General features: G+C 73.6%; 16 protein-coding genes and 1 riboswitch. Of the genes, 6 read left to right on the top strand and 10 right to left on the bottom strand.

From position 1 onward, the window contains the following. Nucleotides 1-14 precede the first annotated feature (14 nt). Entirely contained in the window at nucleotides 15-1,280 is a 1,266-nt protein-coding gene (locus FH715_RS02035) for a hypothetical protein (protein WP_139640224.1), read from the bottom strand. Between the two features lie 173 nt (nucleotides 1,281-1,453). After that, a riboswitch (cobalamin riboswitch) is annotated at nucleotides 1,454-1,663 on the top strand. A gap of 175 nt (nucleotides 1,664-1,838) precedes the next feature. On the opposite strand from FH715_RS02035, the gene metE reads away from it, so the two are divergent. Together metE and FH715_RS02025 are read left to right on the top strand one after the other, a co-directional pair. Continuing rightward, nucleotides 1,839-4,151, top strand: a complete 2,313-nt coding sequence (gene metE, locus FH715_RS02030; RefSeq protein ID WP_139640223.1) for a 5-methyltetrahydropteroyltriglutamate--homocysteine S-methyltransferase — start codon at nucleotides 1,839-1,841, stop codon at nucleotides 4,149-4,151. 278 nt (nucleotides 4,152-4,429) lie between these two features. Next, nucleotides 4,430-4,714, top strand: coding sequence for a hypothetical protein (locus FH715_RS02025; protein WP_139640222.1), 285 nt, complete (start codon nucleotides 4,430-4,432; stop codon nucleotides 4,712-4,714). A 263-nt stretch (nucleotides 4,715-4,977) separates the two neighbouring features. On the opposite strand, the gene FH715_RS02020 is transcribed toward FH715_RS02025, so the two are convergent. Next, a complete protein-coding gene (locus FH715_RS02020; RefSeq protein ID WP_139640221.1) occupies nucleotides 4,978-5,568 on the bottom strand; it encodes a riboflavin biosynthesis intermediates N-glycosidase in 591 nt (196 codons plus the stop codon). Between the two features lie 172 nt (nucleotides 5,569-5,740). Between FH715_RS02020 and FH715_RS02015 the strand changes: the two genes are divergently transcribed. Then, the gene (locus tag FH715_RS02015) at nucleotides 5,741-5,971 is read left to right on the top strand and encodes a hypothetical protein (RefSeq protein ID WP_139640220.1); all 231 of its coding nucleotides are present in this window, start codon (nucleotides 5,741-5,743) and stop codon (nucleotides 5,969-5,971) included. Between the two features lie 15 nt (nucleotides 5,972-5,986). Here FH715_RS02015 and FH715_RS02010 read toward each other — a convergent pair whose 3' ends face one another. From FH715_RS02010 to FH715_RS02000, 3 genes are all read right to left on the bottom strand, one after another. Next, on the bottom strand, nucleotides 5,987-6,769 hold the full coding sequence (locus FH715_RS02010; protein WP_139640219.1) for a S1 family peptidase: 783 nt from the start codon (nucleotides 6,767-6,769) through the stop codon (nucleotides 5,987-5,989). Nucleotides 6,770-6,964: 195 nt separating this feature from the next. Further along, the gene (locus FH715_RS02005) at nucleotides 6,965-8,866 is read right to left on the bottom strand and encodes a glycoside hydrolase family 15 protein (protein ID WP_139640218.1); all 1,902 of its coding nucleotides are present in this window, start codon (nucleotides 8,864-8,866) and stop codon (nucleotides 6,965-6,967) included. After that, nucleotides 8,863-10,362 carry a glucose-6-phosphate dehydrogenase gene (locus tag FH715_RS02000; protein WP_139640217.1) on the bottom strand — a complete coding sequence of 500 codons (1,500 nt, stop codon included), beginning with the start codon at nucleotides 10,360-10,362 and terminating at the stop codon, nucleotides 8,863-8,865. Before FH715_RS02000 ends, FH715_RS02005 begins: the two co-directional genes overlap by 4 nt. A 187-nt stretch (nucleotides 10,363-10,549) precedes the next feature. Here FH715_RS02000 and FH715_RS01995 point away from each other — a divergent pair, with 187 nt between their 5' ends. From FH715_RS01995 to FH715_RS01985, 3 genes are all read left to right on the top strand, one after another. After that, on the top strand, nucleotides 10,550-11,305 hold the full coding sequence (locus FH715_RS01995; protein WP_211367377.1) for a hypothetical protein: 756 nt from the start codon (nucleotides 10,550-10,552) through the stop codon (nucleotides 11,303-11,305). Then, nucleotides 11,302-12,642: a nucleotidyl transferase AbiEii/AbiGii toxin family protein gene (locus tag FH715_RS01990; protein ID WP_246108488.1), complete on the top strand. Its 1,341-nt coding sequence runs from the start codon at nucleotides 11,302-11,304 to the stop codon at nucleotides 12,640-12,642. The genes FH715_RS01995 and FH715_RS01990 overlap by 4 nt, the downstream gene beginning before the upstream one ends. Before the next feature lie 137 nt (nucleotides 12,643-12,779). Next, on the top strand, nucleotides 12,780-13,379 hold the full coding sequence (locus FH715_RS01985) for an LURP-one-related family protein (RefSeq protein ID WP_139640216.1): 600 nt from the start codon (nucleotides 12,780-12,782) through the stop codon (nucleotides 13,377-13,379). Nucleotides 13,380-13,543: 164 nt separating this feature from the next. Here the strand turns inward: FH715_RS01985 and FH715_RS01980 are convergent, their stop codons facing one another. The 5 genes from FH715_RS01980 to FH715_RS01960 form a co-directional block, all read right to left on the bottom strand. After that, nucleotides 13,544-13,840: a hypothetical protein gene (locus FH715_RS01980; RefSeq protein WP_139640215.1), complete on the bottom strand. Its 297-nt coding sequence runs from the start codon at nucleotides 13,838-13,840 to the stop codon at nucleotides 13,544-13,546. Between the two features lie 262 nt (nucleotides 13,841-14,102). Further along, nucleotides 14,103-14,687 (bottom strand): GNAT family N-acetyltransferase, encoded by a 585-nt coding sequence (locus FH715_RS01975; RefSeq protein WP_139640214.1) that lies wholly within the window; start codon nucleotides 14,685-14,687, stop codon nucleotides 14,103-14,105. 110 nt (nucleotides 14,688-14,797) lie between these two features. Next, on the bottom strand, nucleotides 14,798-15,844 hold the full coding sequence (locus FH715_RS01970; RefSeq protein WP_139640213.1) for an NAD-dependent epimerase/dehydratase family protein: 1,047 nt from the start codon (nucleotides 15,842-15,844) through the stop codon (nucleotides 14,798-14,800). Nucleotides 15,845-15,972: 128 nt separating this feature from the next. Continuing rightward, the gene (locus tag FH715_RS01965; protein WP_139640405.1) at nucleotides 15,973-17,079 is read right to left on the bottom strand and encodes a sensor histidine kinase; all 1,107 of its coding nucleotides are present in this window, start codon (nucleotides 17,077-17,079) and stop codon (nucleotides 15,973-15,975) included. A 25-nt stretch (nucleotides 17,080-17,104) separates the two neighbouring features. Beyond that, on the bottom strand, nucleotides 17,105-17,812 hold the full coding sequence (locus FH715_RS01960; protein ID WP_139640212.1) for a response regulator transcription factor: 708 nt from the start codon (nucleotides 17,810-17,812) through the stop codon (nucleotides 17,105-17,107). Nucleotides 17,813-17,895 lie beyond the last annotated feature (83 nt).

Below are 17,895 nucleotides of genomic sequence, written 5' to 3'. Positions count from 1 at the left end.
GCACCGGCGCCGACTCACCTGGCCGTTCCGGAGGACAAGCGGCCGGTCGGGAGCGTGTCGCGACCTCCCCGCGCACCGCGCACCGAGGCGGCCCGCCCGCTGCCCGCCCACGTCGCCAGCGGCGCGGGTGCGGGCGCCGGGAACATCGCGGTGGCGAACGGCGGCTCGTCCAGTCCCAACCGTTCGTAGATCACTCCTCGCATCAGGGTGTGGAACCGGCCCGGCTCGGAGGTGAGCTGGCGGGCGACCCGCAGATGCGCGTCGGCGTCGTAGGCGTCGCGCGCGTGGCCCAGCTGCTCGGTGAGCGGGCGGGCCTCGGAAAGCGCCGGTGCCGCGCGCCTGAGCGTCGCCGCGGTCGAGCCCGTGACCACGCCCCCGCCGGTGAAGCGGCCCAGCAGCACCGGCCGCCGGGTCAACGCCGCGTAGCTGGTCACCGAGCCGTGGTCGCCGATGACCCAGTCCGCGGCCACGAGCAGTCCCTCCCAGGCCGTCTCCGGCGGTGCCAACGCCACACGCTCGCCGAGCGCGTCGCCCAGCCACCGTCTGAGCTTCCGGGGACCGCCGTAAGCCGCGTGGATGTTGGGGTGAAGCAACAGGACGATCCGTGTGTGGGCCGGAAGTTCGCGGTGCAGCTTCGGTAGCAGCGTGTGACACCAGCCGAAGGAGGAAGCGCCGCCCCACGTGGAGCTGACCAGGAGCAGCCGTTCCCACGACCGAAGGCCGAGCGCCGTCCGGTAGCGCTCGCGGTGCGGCAGTGCCGCCCGCACCCGGTCGTAGGCAGGATCGCCGACGACCCGCGCCACGTCGAGCGCCTCCGGGCAGGAGCGCGCGAGCAGCTCCAGGTCGTCCCGGTGCGCCAGCGCGAGTATCGAGGGCACCAGCTGGCCGTCGTGTGTCAGATAGCGCCGAGTAAGCGTGGACGGCGCCTCGATCTCGTTCGCAGTGCTCCCGGCGGACGGCCGGAGGGCCTTGATGTTCCCTCCGCCGTGTTGCATCCGCAGCACGGGCGCTTTCAGTTCGTGCATCCCGCGCGAGCCGGCGAGCAACGCGAGATCGAAAGGGCTCTGCCTGGCCTCCTCCCACGCGATCACGTCGACCCCCTGATCCTCCTTCAGCCAACGCCGGACGCCGCGACCGAACGGGTGCGGCGCCACCGCGTACGTGACGTGGACACGAGGGTCGGACTCCACCAGCCCCACCGCCTGCCGTACCCGTTGCGCGTAGACCAACGTGTGCGCGACGACCAGAACGGTGCGCCGTGCCGAGACGGTGGATGTCATTGCTTCCCCCGGTGCGTCCATGGATCGCGTGAAGCGAGTCCGACCGACGAACGAGCGGGTCTCGCGCACCGGAACGGTATGCCCACGAACGCGTTCCTCTCCCGCCCCTCCCCGTTCCACCCCCACGGCTCCGGTTCAACCCGGGGCGTACGGGATAGGCTGAGGAACGCAGCTGGTTCGCCCTGCCCGCCAGGCAGGCGCGTCGCAAGAGGGAACCCGGTGGGAATCCGGGACTGCCCCGCAGCGGTGAGTGGGAACGACCGCCGTCACACGCACTGGGCCCGGCCGGGTCTGGGAAGCGACGGTCAGTAGGTCCGCGCCAGGCGCGCTCGCACGGCGAGCGGCGTTCCGGCACGGTCGCCCGCGAGTCCGAAGACCTGCCACTGCCCGCGCGCGAGCCCCGCGCGCGGAGGTTCGGTGACCTCGTGGGCGGGTCGCGTGAACACGACGCGTGTCCGTCGCGTGCCTCACGGCAGCGCGGAGCACCGCCGTCGTCACGCCTTCGCGCCCGTGTCGGGTCTCCGACCGCACGGGAGTTGTCTCGCGAAGGAGAGTTCCTTGACCGCCAAGCCCGCAGCCGCGGCAGTACGGGCCACCGTCCACGGCTTCCCCCGCCAGGGTCCCGACCGCCAGCTGAAGAAGGCGATCGAACGCTACTGGAAGGGCCGCATCGACGCCGCCCCCCTGCTGGAGACCGCCGCCGAACTCCGCGCCGCCACCTGGGTCCAGCTCGCGGACGCCGGCCTGGACGAGGTGCCGACCGGCGACTTCTCGCTCTACGACCACGTGTTGGACACCACCGTCATGGTCGGCGCCATCCCGCCCCGCCACCGCGCCGCCTACGACGCCGACCCGCTGGACGGCTACTTCGCGATGGCGCGCGGCACGCAGGAGGTCGCGCCGCTGGAGATGACCAAGTGGTTCGACACCAACTACCACTATCTGGTCCCGGAGTTGGGGCCGGACACGGTCTTCGCCGCCGACTCGCGCAAGCAGTGCGACGAGCTGGGCGAGGCGCTCGCGCTCGGGCTGTCCGCGCGTCCCGTGCTGCTCGGCCCCGTCAGCTATCTGCTGCTCGCCAAGCCGGCCCCGGGCGTCGCCGAGGACTTCGACCCGCTCACCCTGCTGGACCGGCTGCTGCCCGTCTACGCCGAGGTCCTCGCCGACCTGCGCGCCCGCGGCGCCGAGTGGGCGCAGCTCGACGAGCCGGCCCTGGTCCAGGACCGCACGCCCGCCCAACTCGCCGCGGTCGAACGGGCCTACCGCCTGCTCGGCACCCTCGACGACCGGCCGAGGCTGCTGGTCGCCTCCTACTTCGACCGGCTGGGCGCCGCCCTGCCCGTGCTGGCCAAGTCCCCCGTCGACGGCCTGGCCCTGGACCTGACCGGCCCGGCCGCCGGCAACCTCGACGACCTCGCCGCCGCCGGCGGCATCCCCGGCAAGCGGCTGGTCGCCGGCGTGGTCAACGGGCGCAACGTGTGGATCGACGACCTGGAGCGTTCGCTCTCCACGCTCGCCACCCTGCTCGGCCTGGCCGACCGCGTCGACGTCGCCTCCTCCTGCTCGTTGCTGCACGTTCCGTTGGACGCCGCCGCCGAGCGGGACATCGACCCGCAGATCCTTCGCTGGCTGTCGTTCGCCCGCCAGAAGGTCACCGAGATCGTCACGCTCGCGCGGGGGCTGGCCCAGGGAGCCGACTCCGTCGCCGCCCAACTCGCCGCCAACCGGGCCGATCTGGCCTCCCGCGCCGGTTCGCCGATCACCCACGACGCGGCGGTCCGCGCGCGGGCGGCGGCCGTCTCGCCGGCCGACACCCGTCGCGCCGAGGGCTACGCCGAGCGCACCGTCGCCCAGCGCGCCCGGCTGGCGCTGCCGCCGTTGCCGACCACCACCATCGGCTCGTTTCCGCAGACCACCGAGCTTCGTTCCGCGCGTGCCGAACGGCGCTCCGGCCGGCTGGACGCGGCGGGCTACGAGGAACGGGTGCGGCAGGAGATCCGCGAGACCATCGCCTTCCAGGAGAAGGCGGGTATCGACGTGCTGGTGCACGGCGAGCCCGAACGCAACGACATGGTGCAGTACTTCGCGGAGCAGCTCACCGGCTATCTGGCCACCCAGCACGGCTGGGTGCAGTCCTACGGCACCCGTTACGTCCGCCCGCCGATCCTCGCCGGCGACATCTCGCGGCCGGCGCCGATGACGGTGGAGTGGACCCGTTACGCCCAGGGGCTCACCGACCGGCCGGTCAAGGGGATGCTGACCGGGCCCGTCACGATGCTCGCCTGGTCGTTCGTCCGCGACGACCTGCCCAGGGGCGAGACCGCGCGGCAGGTGGCGCTCGCCCTCCGGGACGAGGTCGGCGACCTGGAGGCCGCCGGCACCGCGGTGATCCAGGTCGACGAGCCGGCGCTGCGCGAGACGCTGCCGCTGCGCGCGGCCGACCAGCCGGAGTATCTGGCGTGGGCCACCGAGGCGTTCCGGCTCACCACCGGCGGGGTGACCGCCGCGACGCAGATCCACACGCACATGTGCTACGCCGAGTTCGGGGACATCCTCCAGGCCATCGACGACCTGGACGCGGACGTGATCAGCCTGGAGGCGGCGCGTTCGCACATGCGGGTGGCCGACGAGCTGGCGGCGGCGCGCTATCCGCGCGAGGTCGGCCCCGGCGTCTACGACATCCACTCGCCGCGCGTGCCGGACCGGGAGGAGGTCGTCGCCCTGCTGCGCGCCGGTCTCGCGGCGATCCCGCCGGAACGGCTGTGGGTCAACCCGGACTGCGGCCTCAAGACCCGGGGGTGGCCGGAGGTGCGTGACGCGCTGACGCATCTGGTGGGCGCGGCCCGGGAGTTGCGGGGCGGGCTTTCCTGAGGCGCGGGTCCGGTTCGCGGGTTCGGTTCGCGGGTTCGGTTCGCGGTTCGCGGGTCCGTCCCGGTCGGGAGGTGTCCACTTCCGACCGGGACGGACCGGCGGGCGCCGGAAGGCTTCTGTTTCCGCTCTCTCCCTGACCTCTTCCGACCCCTTCCCCCGTATCTCGTCCCAGGAGTGGCTCCCGTCCCCCGCACGGTCGTTGACCAGCGGGGATTGTCAGTGGTGGCCCGTAGAATCGACAGTGTTCGAATGGTCAGCCGTCGTTCCCGGAGGTACCGATGGCCGCTGTCGTGACACCCCTTCCGCTGGAGATTCCGCTCTCTTCCCCGACCGCCCCCGAGTTGCGCAGAAAGCGGCTGCCCGCCGGGCAGCCGCGCGCCTGGTACGAGTCGCACAACCGCAGGCTGAAGGCGCTGCGCCTGGCCACGGCCCTGCTGGACACCGGCGTCTACCATCCGGCCGGCGCCAGCGACGAGCGCATACGCGCCATCGCCCCGCTGATCGGCGTCCATCCGCCGTCGACGACCACCTGCCGCATGGTCCGCTCCCTGATGCGCCACTGAGGGGGCACTCCCCGGGGCTCGTTCGCTCAGCCCCCGGACCCGCCCCCCGCCCCGAGCGGGGGGCGGGGATCACCGACGGCCGGCCCCGCGTTCCAGGGGGCCGACCACCACCGCGCCGGCGTGCTCGCTCAGCGAGGCCAGACCGACGTTCCCACCCTTGACCATCTCCCGCATATGCCCCCAGCCCCTTCACCGCACCGTCACGTGTCGCTCAGTGTGCGCGAACGATAACGTCAGAAACGGTCGGGCGTCCGGCAGTTGGCCTATTTTCCGCTGTCCGCGACATCCCCCTTCGCCAGTGCCTCGCGGACGCGCATCAGGGCGAAGCCGAGGAGGTTCTGACCGCGCCAGCGGGTGGGGGAGGTGGCGCGGGGGTCGTCGGCCGCGTGGCCGATGCCCCAGACGCGGTCGACGGGGCTCGCCTCGACTAGGACGCGGCCGGAGGTGGCGAGCAGGTAGTCGCGCAGCGCCGGGTGCTGGGCGAACTTGGCGGTGTTGCCCCGGACGACGATCCCCATGCGGCCGGCGCGCCAGGTCTCCTCGTCGAAGCGCGCGACCTGCCTGCCCAGGGCCTTGGCCGCGCCGGGGTGGGGAGCGGCCAGGATGCGGGCGGCGGTCTCCTCGTCCCCGAAGAGCCTCGCCTTGCCGACCATCATGTAGGACTCGGCGCTGGGGTAGCCGACGCCGTCCACGGTGAACGGCGCGGCCCACCACTGGCTGAGGACCCAGGGCCCCGGGGCGTCGTTCCGGCCGGCGCGGTGGCCCCAGAAGCAGAGGTACTTGAGGGGCCGGCCGGAACGCTCCCAGCGGCGGAGCTCGTCGAGGTCGGTCGGTGGGGTCCGGCGGTTCTTCATGGCTTCAGCCTGACGCGGACCGGGTGTCGGGGCCATCGGTTAACGGTGCCGCCGGCCGGGTGAGAATCGGCCGGCGCCGAACGGCACGGCCCGCGCGGGCCGTGCCGTTCGGCCACGCTGGTGGCTCGCCCAGTAGCCGGCCCGCGCGGGTCGGAGTCAGGAGGGACCGGCCATGTCCGTTGATCCGCTCGCCCACTTCCTGCGGCAGCTCAGCCCCGAGAACCGGCGGTGGATGGAGGGCCAGCCCGAGGACAAGCAGCGCGTCATCGCCGAGCGTTGGGAGCCGGCCGAGGGGCGCGGCGCCTCGTGGCTCGCCTCGCTCGATCTGGCTCCCGACCTGGTGGACGAGGGCGCCTCGGCCAACGCGTACCTCCAGGAGGTGCGGGACGGCGAGGAGTACTGACCGGCTCCCGCGCGTTCACACGAGGCTCGCGCCGTACTGGGCGAGCACCTGGGGCACCGGCTGGTAGTAGGTGGTGCCGCCGCTGGAGCAGTTGCCGCTGCCGCCGACGGGGATGCCGAGCAGTGTGGTGCCCGAGGTGAGCGGGCCGTTGCGGTCGCCCGGTTCCATACAGAGGTTGGTCTGGATCAGTCCCGTAACGACCACGCCGCCACCGAAGTTGATCGTGACGTTAAGGGCGGTGACCGTTCCGCTGTGGCAGCCGGTGGTGGTGCCGCCGCGGGTGACGGTCTGGCCGACGGTCGGGTTGCCGGCCGAGGTGAGGGGCGCGCCGCCGCAGTTGGGGGTCCGCTCGACGGGGACGGCCGGGTTCTCGTAGGCGAAGAGCCCGTGGGTGGGGAACACGCCGCTGGTGGTGGGCCCGATCGGCACCGTCAGCCCCGGGTCCGCGTACCAGTGCGGGAAGCCGTCGGTGCAGGTGCCGGGGAGCAGTCCGAAACGGTCGTCGCCGATGGCGAGGTTGACCACGACCGTGCAGGAAACGCCGGCGTCCGAATAGACGGTGTCACCGCCGGCCACCAGCGGAACGGCGTCGGTCGGCGCCCCCACCGGCTGTGCGTGCGGCGGCACCCCGGCCGGCGCTCCGGCGGTCTGGGCCGCCGCCGCGCCCGTCGGGAACGCCAGCAGGCAGACGAGGGCGACCAGCGCCGCCCAGGCGCGGACCGGTGGGCGGGGCGCGGCTGTCGCGGGGCGCACGCCGGCGCGAAGGCGGAGGCGGAACAGGGAACGTGCGGTACTCACGGGTCCTCCCGGAGGCACGAAAGACGCGGACAGACGGGCGTACGGGCGTACGGGCATACCGGCATGGGGACTTGCGGGCACACGGACACACGGGCATGACGTCGAAGCCGTCAACACGCCATCCTCCCAGCGCGGTCATCTCCCGTACACAGCCGTGACGCCGGCGCTCCGGCAGCCCCAGCGTGAGGGCCGCGCTCAGCCCATCGCCCGGTCCAGGTTGACCGCCGCGCTGATCAGCGCGAGATGGGTGAACGCCTGCGGGAAGTTCCCCAGATGCTCGCCCGTCAGGCTGATCTGCTCGGCGTACTGCCCGACGTGGTTGGCGTAGGTGAACATCTTCTCCAGCCCCAGCCGCGCCTGTTCGACGCGGCCCGCCCTGGTCAGCGCCTCCACCCACCAGAAGGAGCAGAGCGAGAACGTGCCCTCGGTGCCGCCGAGGCCGTCCGGCGTCAGGCTCGGGTCGTAGCGGAAGACCAGGGTGTCGGCGACCAGGTGTTCGGTGATGGCGTCCAGGGTGGAAAGGAAACGCGGGTCCGTGGGCGAGATCAGCTTCACCATCGGCATCAGCAGCAACGAGGCGTCCAGCACCGGCCGTTCGCCCCCGGTGCGCGGCGGTTCGCCCCCGGTGTGCCCCCGTTCCTCCCCGGTGGGCCGAGGTGCGCCGCCCGCGTCCGCCGCACGGAGCCGCTGGGTGAACGCCCCGGCCTCGGGGTCCCAGCCCCGGTCCATGATCTGCGCGTAGATCCGGTCCCGCTCCGCCATCCAGCGCGTCAGGTCGCCCGGCAGGCCCCGTTGGCGGGCCATTCTGATCATGCGTTCCACCGCGACCCAGCACATCAGCCGCGAGTAGGTGTGTTCCTGCCGGCCGGCGCGGGTCTCCCAGATGCCCTCGTCGGGGCGGTCCCAGTTCTCCAGCAGCCACTCCAGCTTGTCGCGGAGCCCCACCCAGCTGTCGTGCGAGATGCCGGTGCCGTACTTGTTGAACAGGTAGACGCTGTCGACGAGTTCGCCGTAGATGTCGAGCTGGAGCTGGTGCGAGGCGCCGTTCCCGGTGCGCACCGGGCGGGTGCCGCAGTAGCCGGCGAGATGGCTCAGCTCCTCCTCCGGCAGGCTCGGTTCGCCGTCGATGCTGTACATCACGCGCAGCGGTCCGACGCCGTCGGGCGCCTCGGCCGTGGTGCCGAGGTTGTCCGTCAGCCAGTTGATGAACGCCTCCGCCTCGTTGGTGAAGCCGAGCCGCAGCAGCGCGTAGAGCGAGAACGCCGCGTCCCTGATCCACACGTGCCGGTAGTCCCAGTTGCGCTCGCCGCCGATCCGCTCCGGCAGCCCCAGCGTGGGGGCAGCGATCAGCGCGCCGGACGGCTCGTGGGTGAGCAGCTTGAGGGTCAGCGCGGAACGGTTGACCGTCTCCCGCCATCGCCCCGAGTAGACGGACTGGCCGATCCAGCGTCGCCAGAACGCCACGGTCGCGGTGAAGAGCCGTTCCGCCTCCTCCGCGTCGACACCGGACGGCTCCCCGCCACCCGCCGTGTCCAGGACGAAGAGCGCCGTCTCGCCCTCGGCCAGCGGGAACCCGGCCACCGCGTCCCCGTCCTCGACGGTGAGCGGCACGTCGGCCAGCAGCGAGAGCGTCAGCCCGTCCCCGGTGAACAGCACGCCGCCGGCCCGGGGTTCGGCCCGGTGGGTGCCGCGCCCGTAGTCGAAACGGGGCGCGACCTCGACCCGCATCCGGGTCGTGCCCCGCACGTTGACCACCCGGCGGACCAGTCGCTGCCGGTGGTCGGGGTCGTGCTCCCGCAGCACCGGCATGAAGTCCTGGACCTCGACCATGCCGTCCTCGGTGAGCATCCTGGTGATGAGGATGTTGGTGTCGGGGAAGTAGAACTGCTGCCGGCTGGCCACCTCGCATCCCGGTCTGACCAGCCAGTGGCCGCCGCGCTCCGGGTCGAGCAGGGCGCCGAAGACGCTGGGGGAGTCGAAGCGCGGGGCGCAGAACCAGTCGATCCTGCCGTCCGTGCCGACGAGGGCCGCGGTGCGCAGGTCGCCGATGAGGCCGTGTTCGGCGATCGGGAGATAGGGCGGGTCGAGGCGGTTCACGCGTCCCGCACCGCCCAACCGTCCGGCGCCGCCAGGTCGAGCGCCGCGCGGGGGCCCCACGAGCCGCGCGCGTAGGGCAACGGCCCGGGCGGGTCGTCGAGCACCGGCTGGCACACCTCCCACAGCCGCTCGATCTCGGCGGCGCCAGTGAAGAGCGTCTGGTCCCCGCTCAACGCGTCGAGCAGCAGCTTCTCGTACGCCTCCAGCGGCTCGTCGTCGGGGAACGCGATGTCCGGACGGAACGTCAGATCACCGCGTGCGACACGGAGTTCGGCGCCGGGGCGCTTGGCGCCGAGCCGCAGCCGCAGCAGCGGCCGGTCGCTCAGCTCCAGCGACAGCTCGTCCGGCAGCTCGTCCGGCAGGTCATCCGGGCGCGCGCCGCGCCCCTCGCTCGAACGTTCGCCGCGTCCGCCGCGTCCGCCGGCGAAGAGGGCCAGCGGCGCCTCGCGGAACCGCACGGTCAGCAGCCGCTCCGAACTGCCCATCGCCTTGCCCGTGCGGAGCAGGAACGGGACGCCCCGCCACCGCCAGTTGTCCACCCAGGCGCGCAGCGCGACAAAGGTCTCCACCGTCGAGTCGTCGGCGACCCCCTCCTCGTCCCGGTAGCCGTCGAACTGGCCGAAGACCGTCTCCGCCGGGTCCAACGGCCGCAACGACCGGAAGAGCGCGAGCCGTCGGGCGCGAAGCCCCTCCGCGTCCAGCCTGGCCGGCGGCTCGATGGCGGCCACCCCCAGCATCTGGCAGAGATGGGTGCTGACCATGTCGCGGAACGTCCCCGTCGACTCCATGAACGCGGCGCGCCCCTCAAGGCCCAGCGCCTCCGGCACGTCGATCACCACGGAGGCGACATGGTCCCGGTTCCAGAAGGACTCGAAGATCCCGTTCCCGAACCGCAGGGCGAGCAGCGTCCGCACCGCCTCCAGGCCGAGGAAGTGGTCGATGCGGAAGACGCGTTCCTCCGGCACGAACTCGGCGATGGTGGCGTCGAGTCGGCGGGCGCTGGCCAGGTCGGTACCGAACGGCTTCTCCATGATCAGCGACGCCCCGTCGGCCATCCCGGTCCGCCCGACCATCCGCACCATCTCCTCGGCGATGGACGGCGGAACGGAGAGATAGAGCAGCGGGTGGGCGCGTTCCCCCGCCTCCTCGCGGGCGCGCCGCAGGGCCTCGGCCAGCTGGGAGCCGTCCTCGGTCGTGGCGGCGACGAAGTCGATCCGGGCGGCGAACTCGGCCCACCGCCGCGCGTCGAAGACCTCGCTCGCGAACTCGCGCGCCCCCTCGCCCAGATGGTCGCGGAAGTGCTGGAGGTCGCCCCGCGCGCGCCGGCCCGAGCCGATGATCCGCAGGTCGTCCGGGAGCAGCCCGGCGCGGAAGAGCCGGAAGAGCCCGGGGAAGAGGTTGCGCCGGGCCAGATCGCCCGTCGCGCCGAAGATCACCAGCACCCGCGGGTCGCGCACGGCCGTGCGGGAGGCTGAGGATGAGTGGGCATCGTTCATAGGGCGGTCTTCTCCCTCGGTGGGCGCGCCGGACGGCTGACACCCCACTCTGCGCGCCCGCCCCCTCCCCACCAACGGAACCCGCCGGGCGCCGCGCGAGGGTCACCGGAGTGCGGGCCGGCGCGGTGGCCGTCCCGGTCCGTGAACCCGTTGGCCGAACCCGCCGCCCCTCTGGCAGGGTGGGCCGATGGAGGGAACGCGGGACCTGGCCGGCGGGCTGCCGGCGATCCGGGGGGAGTGGGAGGCCCATCTGACGGTCGGCTGCCCACCCTCGGGGGTGGAGGCGCTGGCCGCCTGGGCGGAACGCCACGGACACGGCTTCGTTCATATCGTGCTGGCGCGGGGCGCGACGCCCTCCCAGCCGATGGTCAACCTGAGCGGCCTCGGCCCGCTCGCCGGGGCCGGTCGTGAGGTCGCCGGCGTCGCGGCCCAACTGGCCAACGACGGTTATCCGTTGACCCGCGTCAAGATCGAGACCACCCCCTGGGCCCACGGCGTCCCCACCCACGACGCGGCGGCCGGGTCCGACCACCGGGACCGCTACTTCGAGCACCATGTGAAGCTGCTGCTGGCCCCCGACCACGACCGGCCCTCGCTCGAACGCCTCGCCGTCGCCCACGGCGCGCACCTGTCGCGGAACGCCCGCCGGGTCCGGGCCGACGGCGCGGAGGAACGGTTCGTCACGCAGCGTTGCGCCGGCGTCGGCTCCTCCAGCGCCGCCCGCCGGCTGGCCGCGCTGCTGGACGCGCTCGCGGTGGCGTCCGTTCCGCACCGGGTCGTCGAGGTCGAACGGGAGTACGTCGCGCACGACAGCAACCTCGCCCTGGACGACGGCTGGCTCACGGCCGCCGCCGCACCGGACGTGCGAGGGACGCGAGAAGCGCGAGGGACACGAGAGGCGCAAGAGGGAAGCACCGTTACCGAGGGGACGACCACACCGTGAACCAGCCCGAGCGCGACTCCGAGCCCGTGGGCCAGCCAGGGGCAGCCGCCGCCCCGCCCCCGCGCACGCCCGTCGACGAGACGCCCCGGCGGCGCCGGTTTCCCGCCACGCTGCTGCCGGCGCCCGAGGGGCTGCGGCGGCCCGAGATCTTCGACCCCGCGCTCAAGCACTTCCCCGGCGCCTTCCGGGCCGGCGAGCCCGTGTTCGACGACCCGGCCGCCCGCGACGCCTGGCACCTCGCCCGGCGCACCGCGCTCGACCTGGTGCTGGCCGGCGTCGCCGGCGGCCGGTGGGCGGACCATCTGGTGCTGCGCGGCAGCGCGTTGCTCGCGGGCTGGTTCGGCGAGGCGGCGCGTGACCCCGGCGACCTCGACTTCGTCGTCACTCCCGCCGAGTGGGCGATGGACGGCCCCGAGACCTCGGGGCTGCTCACCGACCTCGCGCGCGACGCCGAGGCCGCGGCCCGCGCGCACGCCGGCGCGCACGCCGGGGTGGCGATCGACGCCGCCGGCGCGGCCGTCGAGGACATCTGGACCTACGACCGGGTGCCCGGCCGGCGCATGGTGCTGCCCTGGACCGCGCCCGGCACCCCGGGCGGCACCGTCCAACTCGACCTGGTCTTCAACGAACCGCTACCCGAACCGCCCGAGCCCGTCCGGTCGCGCCCGCTGGGCGAGGGCCCCGGCGCGCTGGTCCTCGGCGTCTCGCCCGGGCTGTCGCTGGCCTGGAAGCTGCTGTGGGTGGTGTCCGACATGCACGTCCAGGGCAAGGACATCTACGACGCGCTGCTTCTCGCCGAGGACACCCCGCCCGACTTCGACCTGGTCCGCGCCGCGTTTCTGGCCGTCCCGAGCACGGAGGGGGAACGTCTGACGCCGCCGGGCGACTGGTGGATCTCCTGGCTCGGGGACATGGGCGTCGAGTGGGAGCACTTCGAGCGCGAGTACCCGGAGTTGGCGGCCCGCACCGCCGACTACGAGCCCCGGCTGCGCCGCGTCGTCGCCCCGCTGCTGGCCGAGGCCGACCGCCCGGGCGACACCCCGCACCGGCGCTGGGCACGCTGGCTGGCGCCGCTGATCGACGAAGCGCGGGCCCGCGACCCGCGCGAACGGGCCGCCGCCCTCGGCGAACTGGCCGTGGAGGGCCCGTCCGGCCTGACCGCCGCGGTGGTGATCCTGCGCGAGCTCGCGGGGGCGGAGGCGCCCTCGGTGCGGGAGACGATGGAGACCGTGCTCGCCGCCGACGAGCGCTGGTCGTGGCTCAGGTCCCGGCCGCACCTCCTGCGCTTCACCCTGAGCGACCTGGGCGAGGAGCAGGACGACCGACCGGACGGCTGAGTGCACGGCTGAGTGCACGACCGACCGGACGACCGAGTGGATGACGGAACGGCGGGTGCGTCCGGGACAGGCCCGTTCCGTACGCTTCGTTGTCCCGGCCCCACCACCAGCGCGGGCCACACGATCAGGAGACGGCCATGGAGAGCGACCGACTTCAGGCGGTCAACCGCATGATCCTCGCCCAGCGGGTGCGGCTCGCGGTGAACCAGTACGAGATATCCGAGGAGGCACCGGGCGGCGGCCAGGGTGAACTCATCGCGTTCGCCCAGCAGAAGCGACTCGCGCTGAAGGAACGTGTCACGTTCTGGCACGACACGGAACGTTCCCGCGTCTTCGGCGGCTTCGCGCACCGTCAGGTGGTGGACCTCGGCGGCACCTACGACGTGACCGGCGCGGACGGGGAGACGGTCGTCGGCACGTTCAGCAAGGACTTCAAGAAGTCGCTGACACGTTCCACCTGGCATCTGGACCAGCCGGGGCTGCCCACCATGACCGGTTCCGAGCGGAACAAGAAGGTCGCGGTCGCGCGGCGCGTCGCGCGGTTCATCCCCGTCGTCGACGACCTGCCCATCTGGGCCTACCACTTCGACTTCCACCTGGAGGGCACCCTCGCCCTCTCCGTCAGCCGGAAGCGCACCGTGCGCGACCGCTATCTGGTGGAGATCCACGAACCCCGCCTCGACCGCCGCCTGGTCGTCGCCCTCGCGGTCGCGCTCGACGCGATGCAGGGCCGGTAGCGGAGGCGGGTGAACGGGAACAACGGGTATCCGCGCGGAGCGCGAGGCGCGCCCCGGCTGCACGTGACCCGCTGACGACTTGGCCGGTTGGCCGGTGGAACGGCAGGCCCGCGTCGTCCGCTCGCGCGCGCGGACCACGCGGGCTCCCTGCCGAGCGCGGGGGATTACTCGGCCGGAGGGGTGACCGGCTCCCAGCCGTCCGCCTCTTCGACCTCTTCCTGGGTGAGCTGGGTGAGGTCGATCGAGCCGTCCTCGTTCTTCTCCACGCTGACGCCGGGGCCGAGGTCGATGTCGCCCTCGCCGGGCTGGGTGGGGCCGGACTCGGTCTGGCCGGAGGACGGGGTGCCGCTCTTCTCCCCGGCGTCGCTGTCGGAGGCGTTGGCGGAGGTGACGGCGAGGGCGGTCAGGCCGAGGGCGGCGACGGACGAGGCGATGATGCCCACGACTCGGAACTTGCGCATGAGTGCTCCCTGTTGCGTTGGCGCGTCTGTCGGACGCGGCTGTCTGACGGGTGTCTCCCGAACTCGGCGTCCCCGCCGTGTTCGTCGTGCCTCCATCTCATCGCGGCGGCACGTTCGGCACGGTTAAGGGACAGACGATCCTCGGGCGGCTTCTCTTAACCCGTCGCAACATCCGCCCTACCGGCGTGCGGAACCAGTCGAGCCCGTCGAGCCCGTCGAACCAGCCGAGCCCGTCGATCGCCGACGAGGAGCCGACGGCTCCTCACTCCTCCCGCTGCGCCGGGCGCACCGGACGGACCATGTGCACCTCGCGGGGGCGCGTCGGCGAGATCCGGGGGGTGGTCGCCACGAATCCGTGACGTTCGTACAGGCGTTGGCTGCCGGGCGTCGTCGCCTCAAGCTCCGCCTCGGCGCCCTGCCGGTCCACCGAGCGCAGCCCGTGCGCCAGCAGCACCCCGCCCAGGCCGCGCCCCCGCGCCGACCCGTGCACGGCGATGCCCTCCAGACGCCAGCGCCGCCCCACCGCCCCGCCCGGCGCGGGCCCGCGCCCGAGCCGCGCCGCGACCCGGCGCGCCCAGGGGCGGGGCGCCCCCGGCGCCTCCCAGAGCGCGACGGCGACGGCGCCGCCGTTCTCCACCACGACCTCCACGCGCCCGTGCGCCAGGGAGGTCGCCACCGCCCGTGCGTAGTAACGGCGCAGCCTGCGACGGATGCCGCCCGCCCCCAGGTACCAGTAGTGGCGCCGCCAGCTCGGGTCGCGGCTGAAGACGTCGACGAGCAGCTTCGTCGCGTCCGCGACCAGCGGGGCGTCGCCCGCCGCGAGCGCGCGGGGCAGTGGCCGGTTCATCTGGTTCCTTCGGGGGTGCGGGGCCTGCGCGGAACGGTCCACACCTCGTGGACCAGCTGCGATGCTCGCCGACCGCCCCGTCCCGCGCCCGCCGGACACGCCAGGGTGCCTCAACCGGCCTCGCGCAGCTCCGCGTTGGCGAAGGCCCGCATCCCGGGCGCGAACGCGACGCGCGGCGTCCAGCCGAGCGCGGCGTGGGCGCGTGCCGGGGACGCGGTGATGTGCCGGACGTCGCCCAGGCGGTACTCGCCCGTGACGACGGGGGCCGGCCCGCCGTGGGCGTCCGCCAGGGCGCGCGCCATCTCGCCGATGGTGCGCCGTTCGCCGCTGCCGACGTTGAACGCGCGCAGCTCCCCCTCCGGGCGGACGGTGTCGCTCGTCAACGCGGCGACGTTGGCGGCGGCCACGTCGGTGACATGCACGAAGTCGCGCAGCTGGCCGCCGTCCTCGAAGACGCGGGGCGCGCGGCCCGCCTCCAGCGCCGAACGGAAGAACGACGCGACCCCCGCGTAGGGGGTGTCCCTCGGCATCCGGTCGCCGTACACGTTGTGGTAGCGCAGGCTGGTCGCCCGCCCGCCGGTCGCCCTGGCCCAGGCGGCGGCCAGGTGTTCCTGGGCGAGCTTGGTCGTGGCGTAGACGTTGCGCGGGTCGGTCGGTGCGTCCTCGGTGACCAGCCCGGGGACCAGCGGGGCGCCGCAGCGGGGGCACGGCGGCTCGAACTCCCCGGCGGCGAGCCGGTCGGCGCCGCGCGGACCGGGCCGCACCGGGCCGTGGGTGGGGCAGTCGTAGCGACCCTCGCCGTAGACGACCATCGACCCCGCCAGCACCAGCCGTTCCACGCCGGCGTCCGCCATGGCGGCCAGCAGCAGCGCGGTGCCGTGGTCGTTGACGCTCACATAGGCGGGTGCGTCGGCGAAGTCCTTGCCGAGGCCGACCATGGCCGCCTGGTGGCAGACGGCGTCCACGTCGCGGAGCGCGTGCCGCAGGGGCGCGGGGTCGCGGATGTCGGCGTGGTGCCAGCGGACGTCCGCCGCCTCCGCGAGGTGCGGCGGGGGGCGGCGCACGTCGAGCACGGACGGCTCGTGGCCCTCACGCAGCAGCTCGTCGACGATGTGCGACCCGATGAAACCGGCGCCGCCGGTGACCAGTACACGCATGGGGGAACGCTATCCGCGCCGCGCGCCGGGGCCGCCGTGTCCGGCCCTGACGTCATACTTCCGTAAGGGCGCGCCGTTACGGAAGGGAGTGCCCCCGAACGCCCCGCCCCCGCACGGGAGTCGGCGGCTCAGCGCGCAGGCAGCACGACCTCGAAGCGGCAGCCGCCCTCCACGTTCCGGACGCCCGTGTGGCCGGCGTGCGCCTCGACGATGCCGCGCACGATCGCCAGCCCGAGCCCCGCCCCCGCCGGAGGCGTCCGCGCGTCGGAGCCGCGCCATCCCGTGTCGAAGACGCGGGGCAACGCGTCCGGCGGGATGCCGCCGCAGCCGTCCGTCACCGACAGCACCACCGTCTCCGCGCGGCGCGCCGCCGCCACGGCGACCGTTCCGTCGGGCGGGGTGTGGCGGATCGCGTTGACCAGCAGGTTGGCCAGCACGCGGTGCATCTCCTTGCCGTCGACCTCGACGGGCACCGGCTCCACGCCGTGGTCGGCCAGGACCACGCCGCTCTGCCGCGCGAGCGGGTCGGCGCCGGCGATGGCGTCGCTGATGAGGTCGTAGACCGACAGCCGGGTCGGGCTCAGGGCCAGCGCCCCGGCCTGGATGCGGGAGAGTTCGAAGAGGTCGCCGACGAGGGAGCCGAGCCGTTCGACCTCGGTGCGGATGAGCCGGTGGTAGCGGTCGGGGTCCTCGGCGACGCCGTCCTCCAGCGCCTCGGCCATGGCACGCAGCCCGGCGAGCGGCGAGCGCAGGTCGTGGGAGATCCAGGCGACCAGCTCCCTGCGGGAGGACTCCAGGGCCCGTTCGCGCTCCCTGGCCTCCGCCAGCTTGTCCTGCGCGGCGGCCAACTGCTCCGCGAGGGAGGTGAGTTCGGCGGGCATCGGGCCGGTGGGCGGGGTGAAGGTGCCGACCTCGCCCAGCGTGCGCGCCGACCGCTGCAACGCGCGGTGCGCGCCCGTCACCCAGCGGCCGAGCAGCAGCGCGGTGGCGGTGGCGGCCAGCGCGCCGACCGCGTTGACGGTGACCACCACGGCCAGGTCGTGGGCGGACAGGAACATCGCCCAGGCCACCGAGAGGGTCCCCGCCAGCAGGGCGCTGACGGTGATCCCGATCAGCACGGCCAGCGAGACCGAGACCGAGCGCCGTCTGACCATGGCGAGCACACCCACGCCGACGGCGCCGGCGACGGCCGCCCCGGCCGCCGCGTAGAGGGCGATGAGCGGGAGGTCCCGCAGCAGCTGTTGGAATCCCACGCGCCCCTCACCCGGCGTCGAAGCGGTAACCGACTCCCCAGACCGTGGTGATCAGGCGCGGCTTCGCGGGATCGGTCTCGATCTTGTGCCGCAGCCTGCGGATGTGCACGGTCACGGTCGACAGGTCACCGTAGTCCCACCCCCATACGCTACCCATCAGCTCCTCCCTGCCGAACACGCGCCCCGGATGGCGCAGAAAGTGCGCCAGCAGGTCGAACTCCCGCAGGGTCAGGCGCAGTTCGCCGCGCGCGTCGGACGCGGTGTGCGCCCTGGGGTCGAGCACGAGGGCCCCGGCCCGCAGCACGCCCTCGTCCGCGGCGGGGCGGGCCTGCGCGCGGCGCAGCACGGAGGTGACGCGCAGCACCAGTTCTCGGGGGCTGAACGGCTTGGTCACGTAGTCGTCGGCGCCGACCTCAAGGCCGAGGACCCGGTCCTCCTCGTCGCCGCGCGCGGTGAGCATCACGACGGGAACGGGCCCCCGTTCGCGCAGTCCCCGGCAGACGGACAGGCCGTCCAGGCCCGGCAGCATCAGGTCGAGGACGACCAGGTCGGGAGGGCACTCGGCCGCCCTGGTCAGGGCGGCGGGCCCGTCCCCGACCCGGTCGACGACGAATCCGGCCCGACGCAGATAACTGGTCACCACCTCCGCCACGGTCGGGTCGTCGTCGACGACGAGGACCCGGGACGGCGGGGTCGCGGGGTTCGGCTGGCGCATAGCACCGAGTGTCACACCGGGCGTTGCTCCCGCCGAGGGCGCGGGCGCCCCTGACGGGTCGATGTCAGGGTTCCGTAAGACCT

Origin of the sequence: Streptomyces sedi, from assembly GCF_006335015.1 — a bacterium.
GTDB classification, from domain to species: Bacteria; Actinomycetota; Actinomycetes; order Streptomycetales; family Streptomycetaceae; genus Streptomyces; species Streptomyces sedi.
This window is presented reverse-complemented; position numbering and strand designations above follow the sequence as displayed.

Bases quoted from the DNA above. Each gene is read 5' to 3' on its own strand.
- FH715_RS02035 (WP_139640224.1), bottom strand. From the start codon at position 1,280: ATGACATCCACCGTCTCGGCACGGCGCACCGTTCTGGTCGTCGCGCAC.
- FH715_RS02025 (WP_139640222.1), top strand. From the start codon at position 4,430: ATGGCCGCTGTCGTGACACCCCTTCCGCTGGAGATTCCGCTCTCTTCC.
- FH715_RS02020 (WP_139640221.1), bottom strand. From the start codon at position 5,568: ATGAAGAACCGCCGGACCCCACCGACCGACCTCGACGAGCTCCGCCGC.
- FH715_RS02015 (WP_139640220.1), top strand. From the start codon at position 5,741: ATGTCCGTTGATCCGCTCGCCCACTTCCTGCGGCAGCTCAGCCCCGAG.
- FH715_RS02000 (WP_139640217.1), bottom strand. From the start codon at position 10,362: ATGAACGATGCCCACTCATCCTCAGCCTCCCGCACGGCCGTGCGCGAC.
- FH715_RS01995 (WP_211367377.1), top strand. From the start codon at position 10,550: ATGGAGGGAACGCGGGACCTGGCCGGCGGGCTGCCGGCGATCCGGGGG.
- FH715_RS01985 (WP_139640216.1), top strand. From the start codon at position 12,780: ATGGAGAGCGACCGACTTCAGGCGGTCAACCGCATGATCCTCGCCCAG.
- FH715_RS01980 (WP_139640215.1), bottom strand. From the start codon at position 13,840: ATGCGCAAGTTCCGAGTCGTGGGCATCATCGCCTCGTCCGTCGCCGCC.
- FH715_RS01975 (WP_139640214.1), bottom strand. From the start codon at position 14,687: ATGAACCGGCCACTGCCCCGCGCGCTCGCGGCGGGCGACGCCCCGCTG.
- FH715_RS01970 (WP_139640213.1), bottom strand. From the start codon at position 15,844: ATGCGTGTACTGGTCACCGGCGGCGCCGGTTTCATCGGGTCGCACATC.
- FH715_RS01960 (WP_139640212.1), bottom strand. From the start codon at position 17,812: ATGCGCCAGCCGAACCCCGCGACCCCGCCGTCCCGGGTCCTCGTCGTC.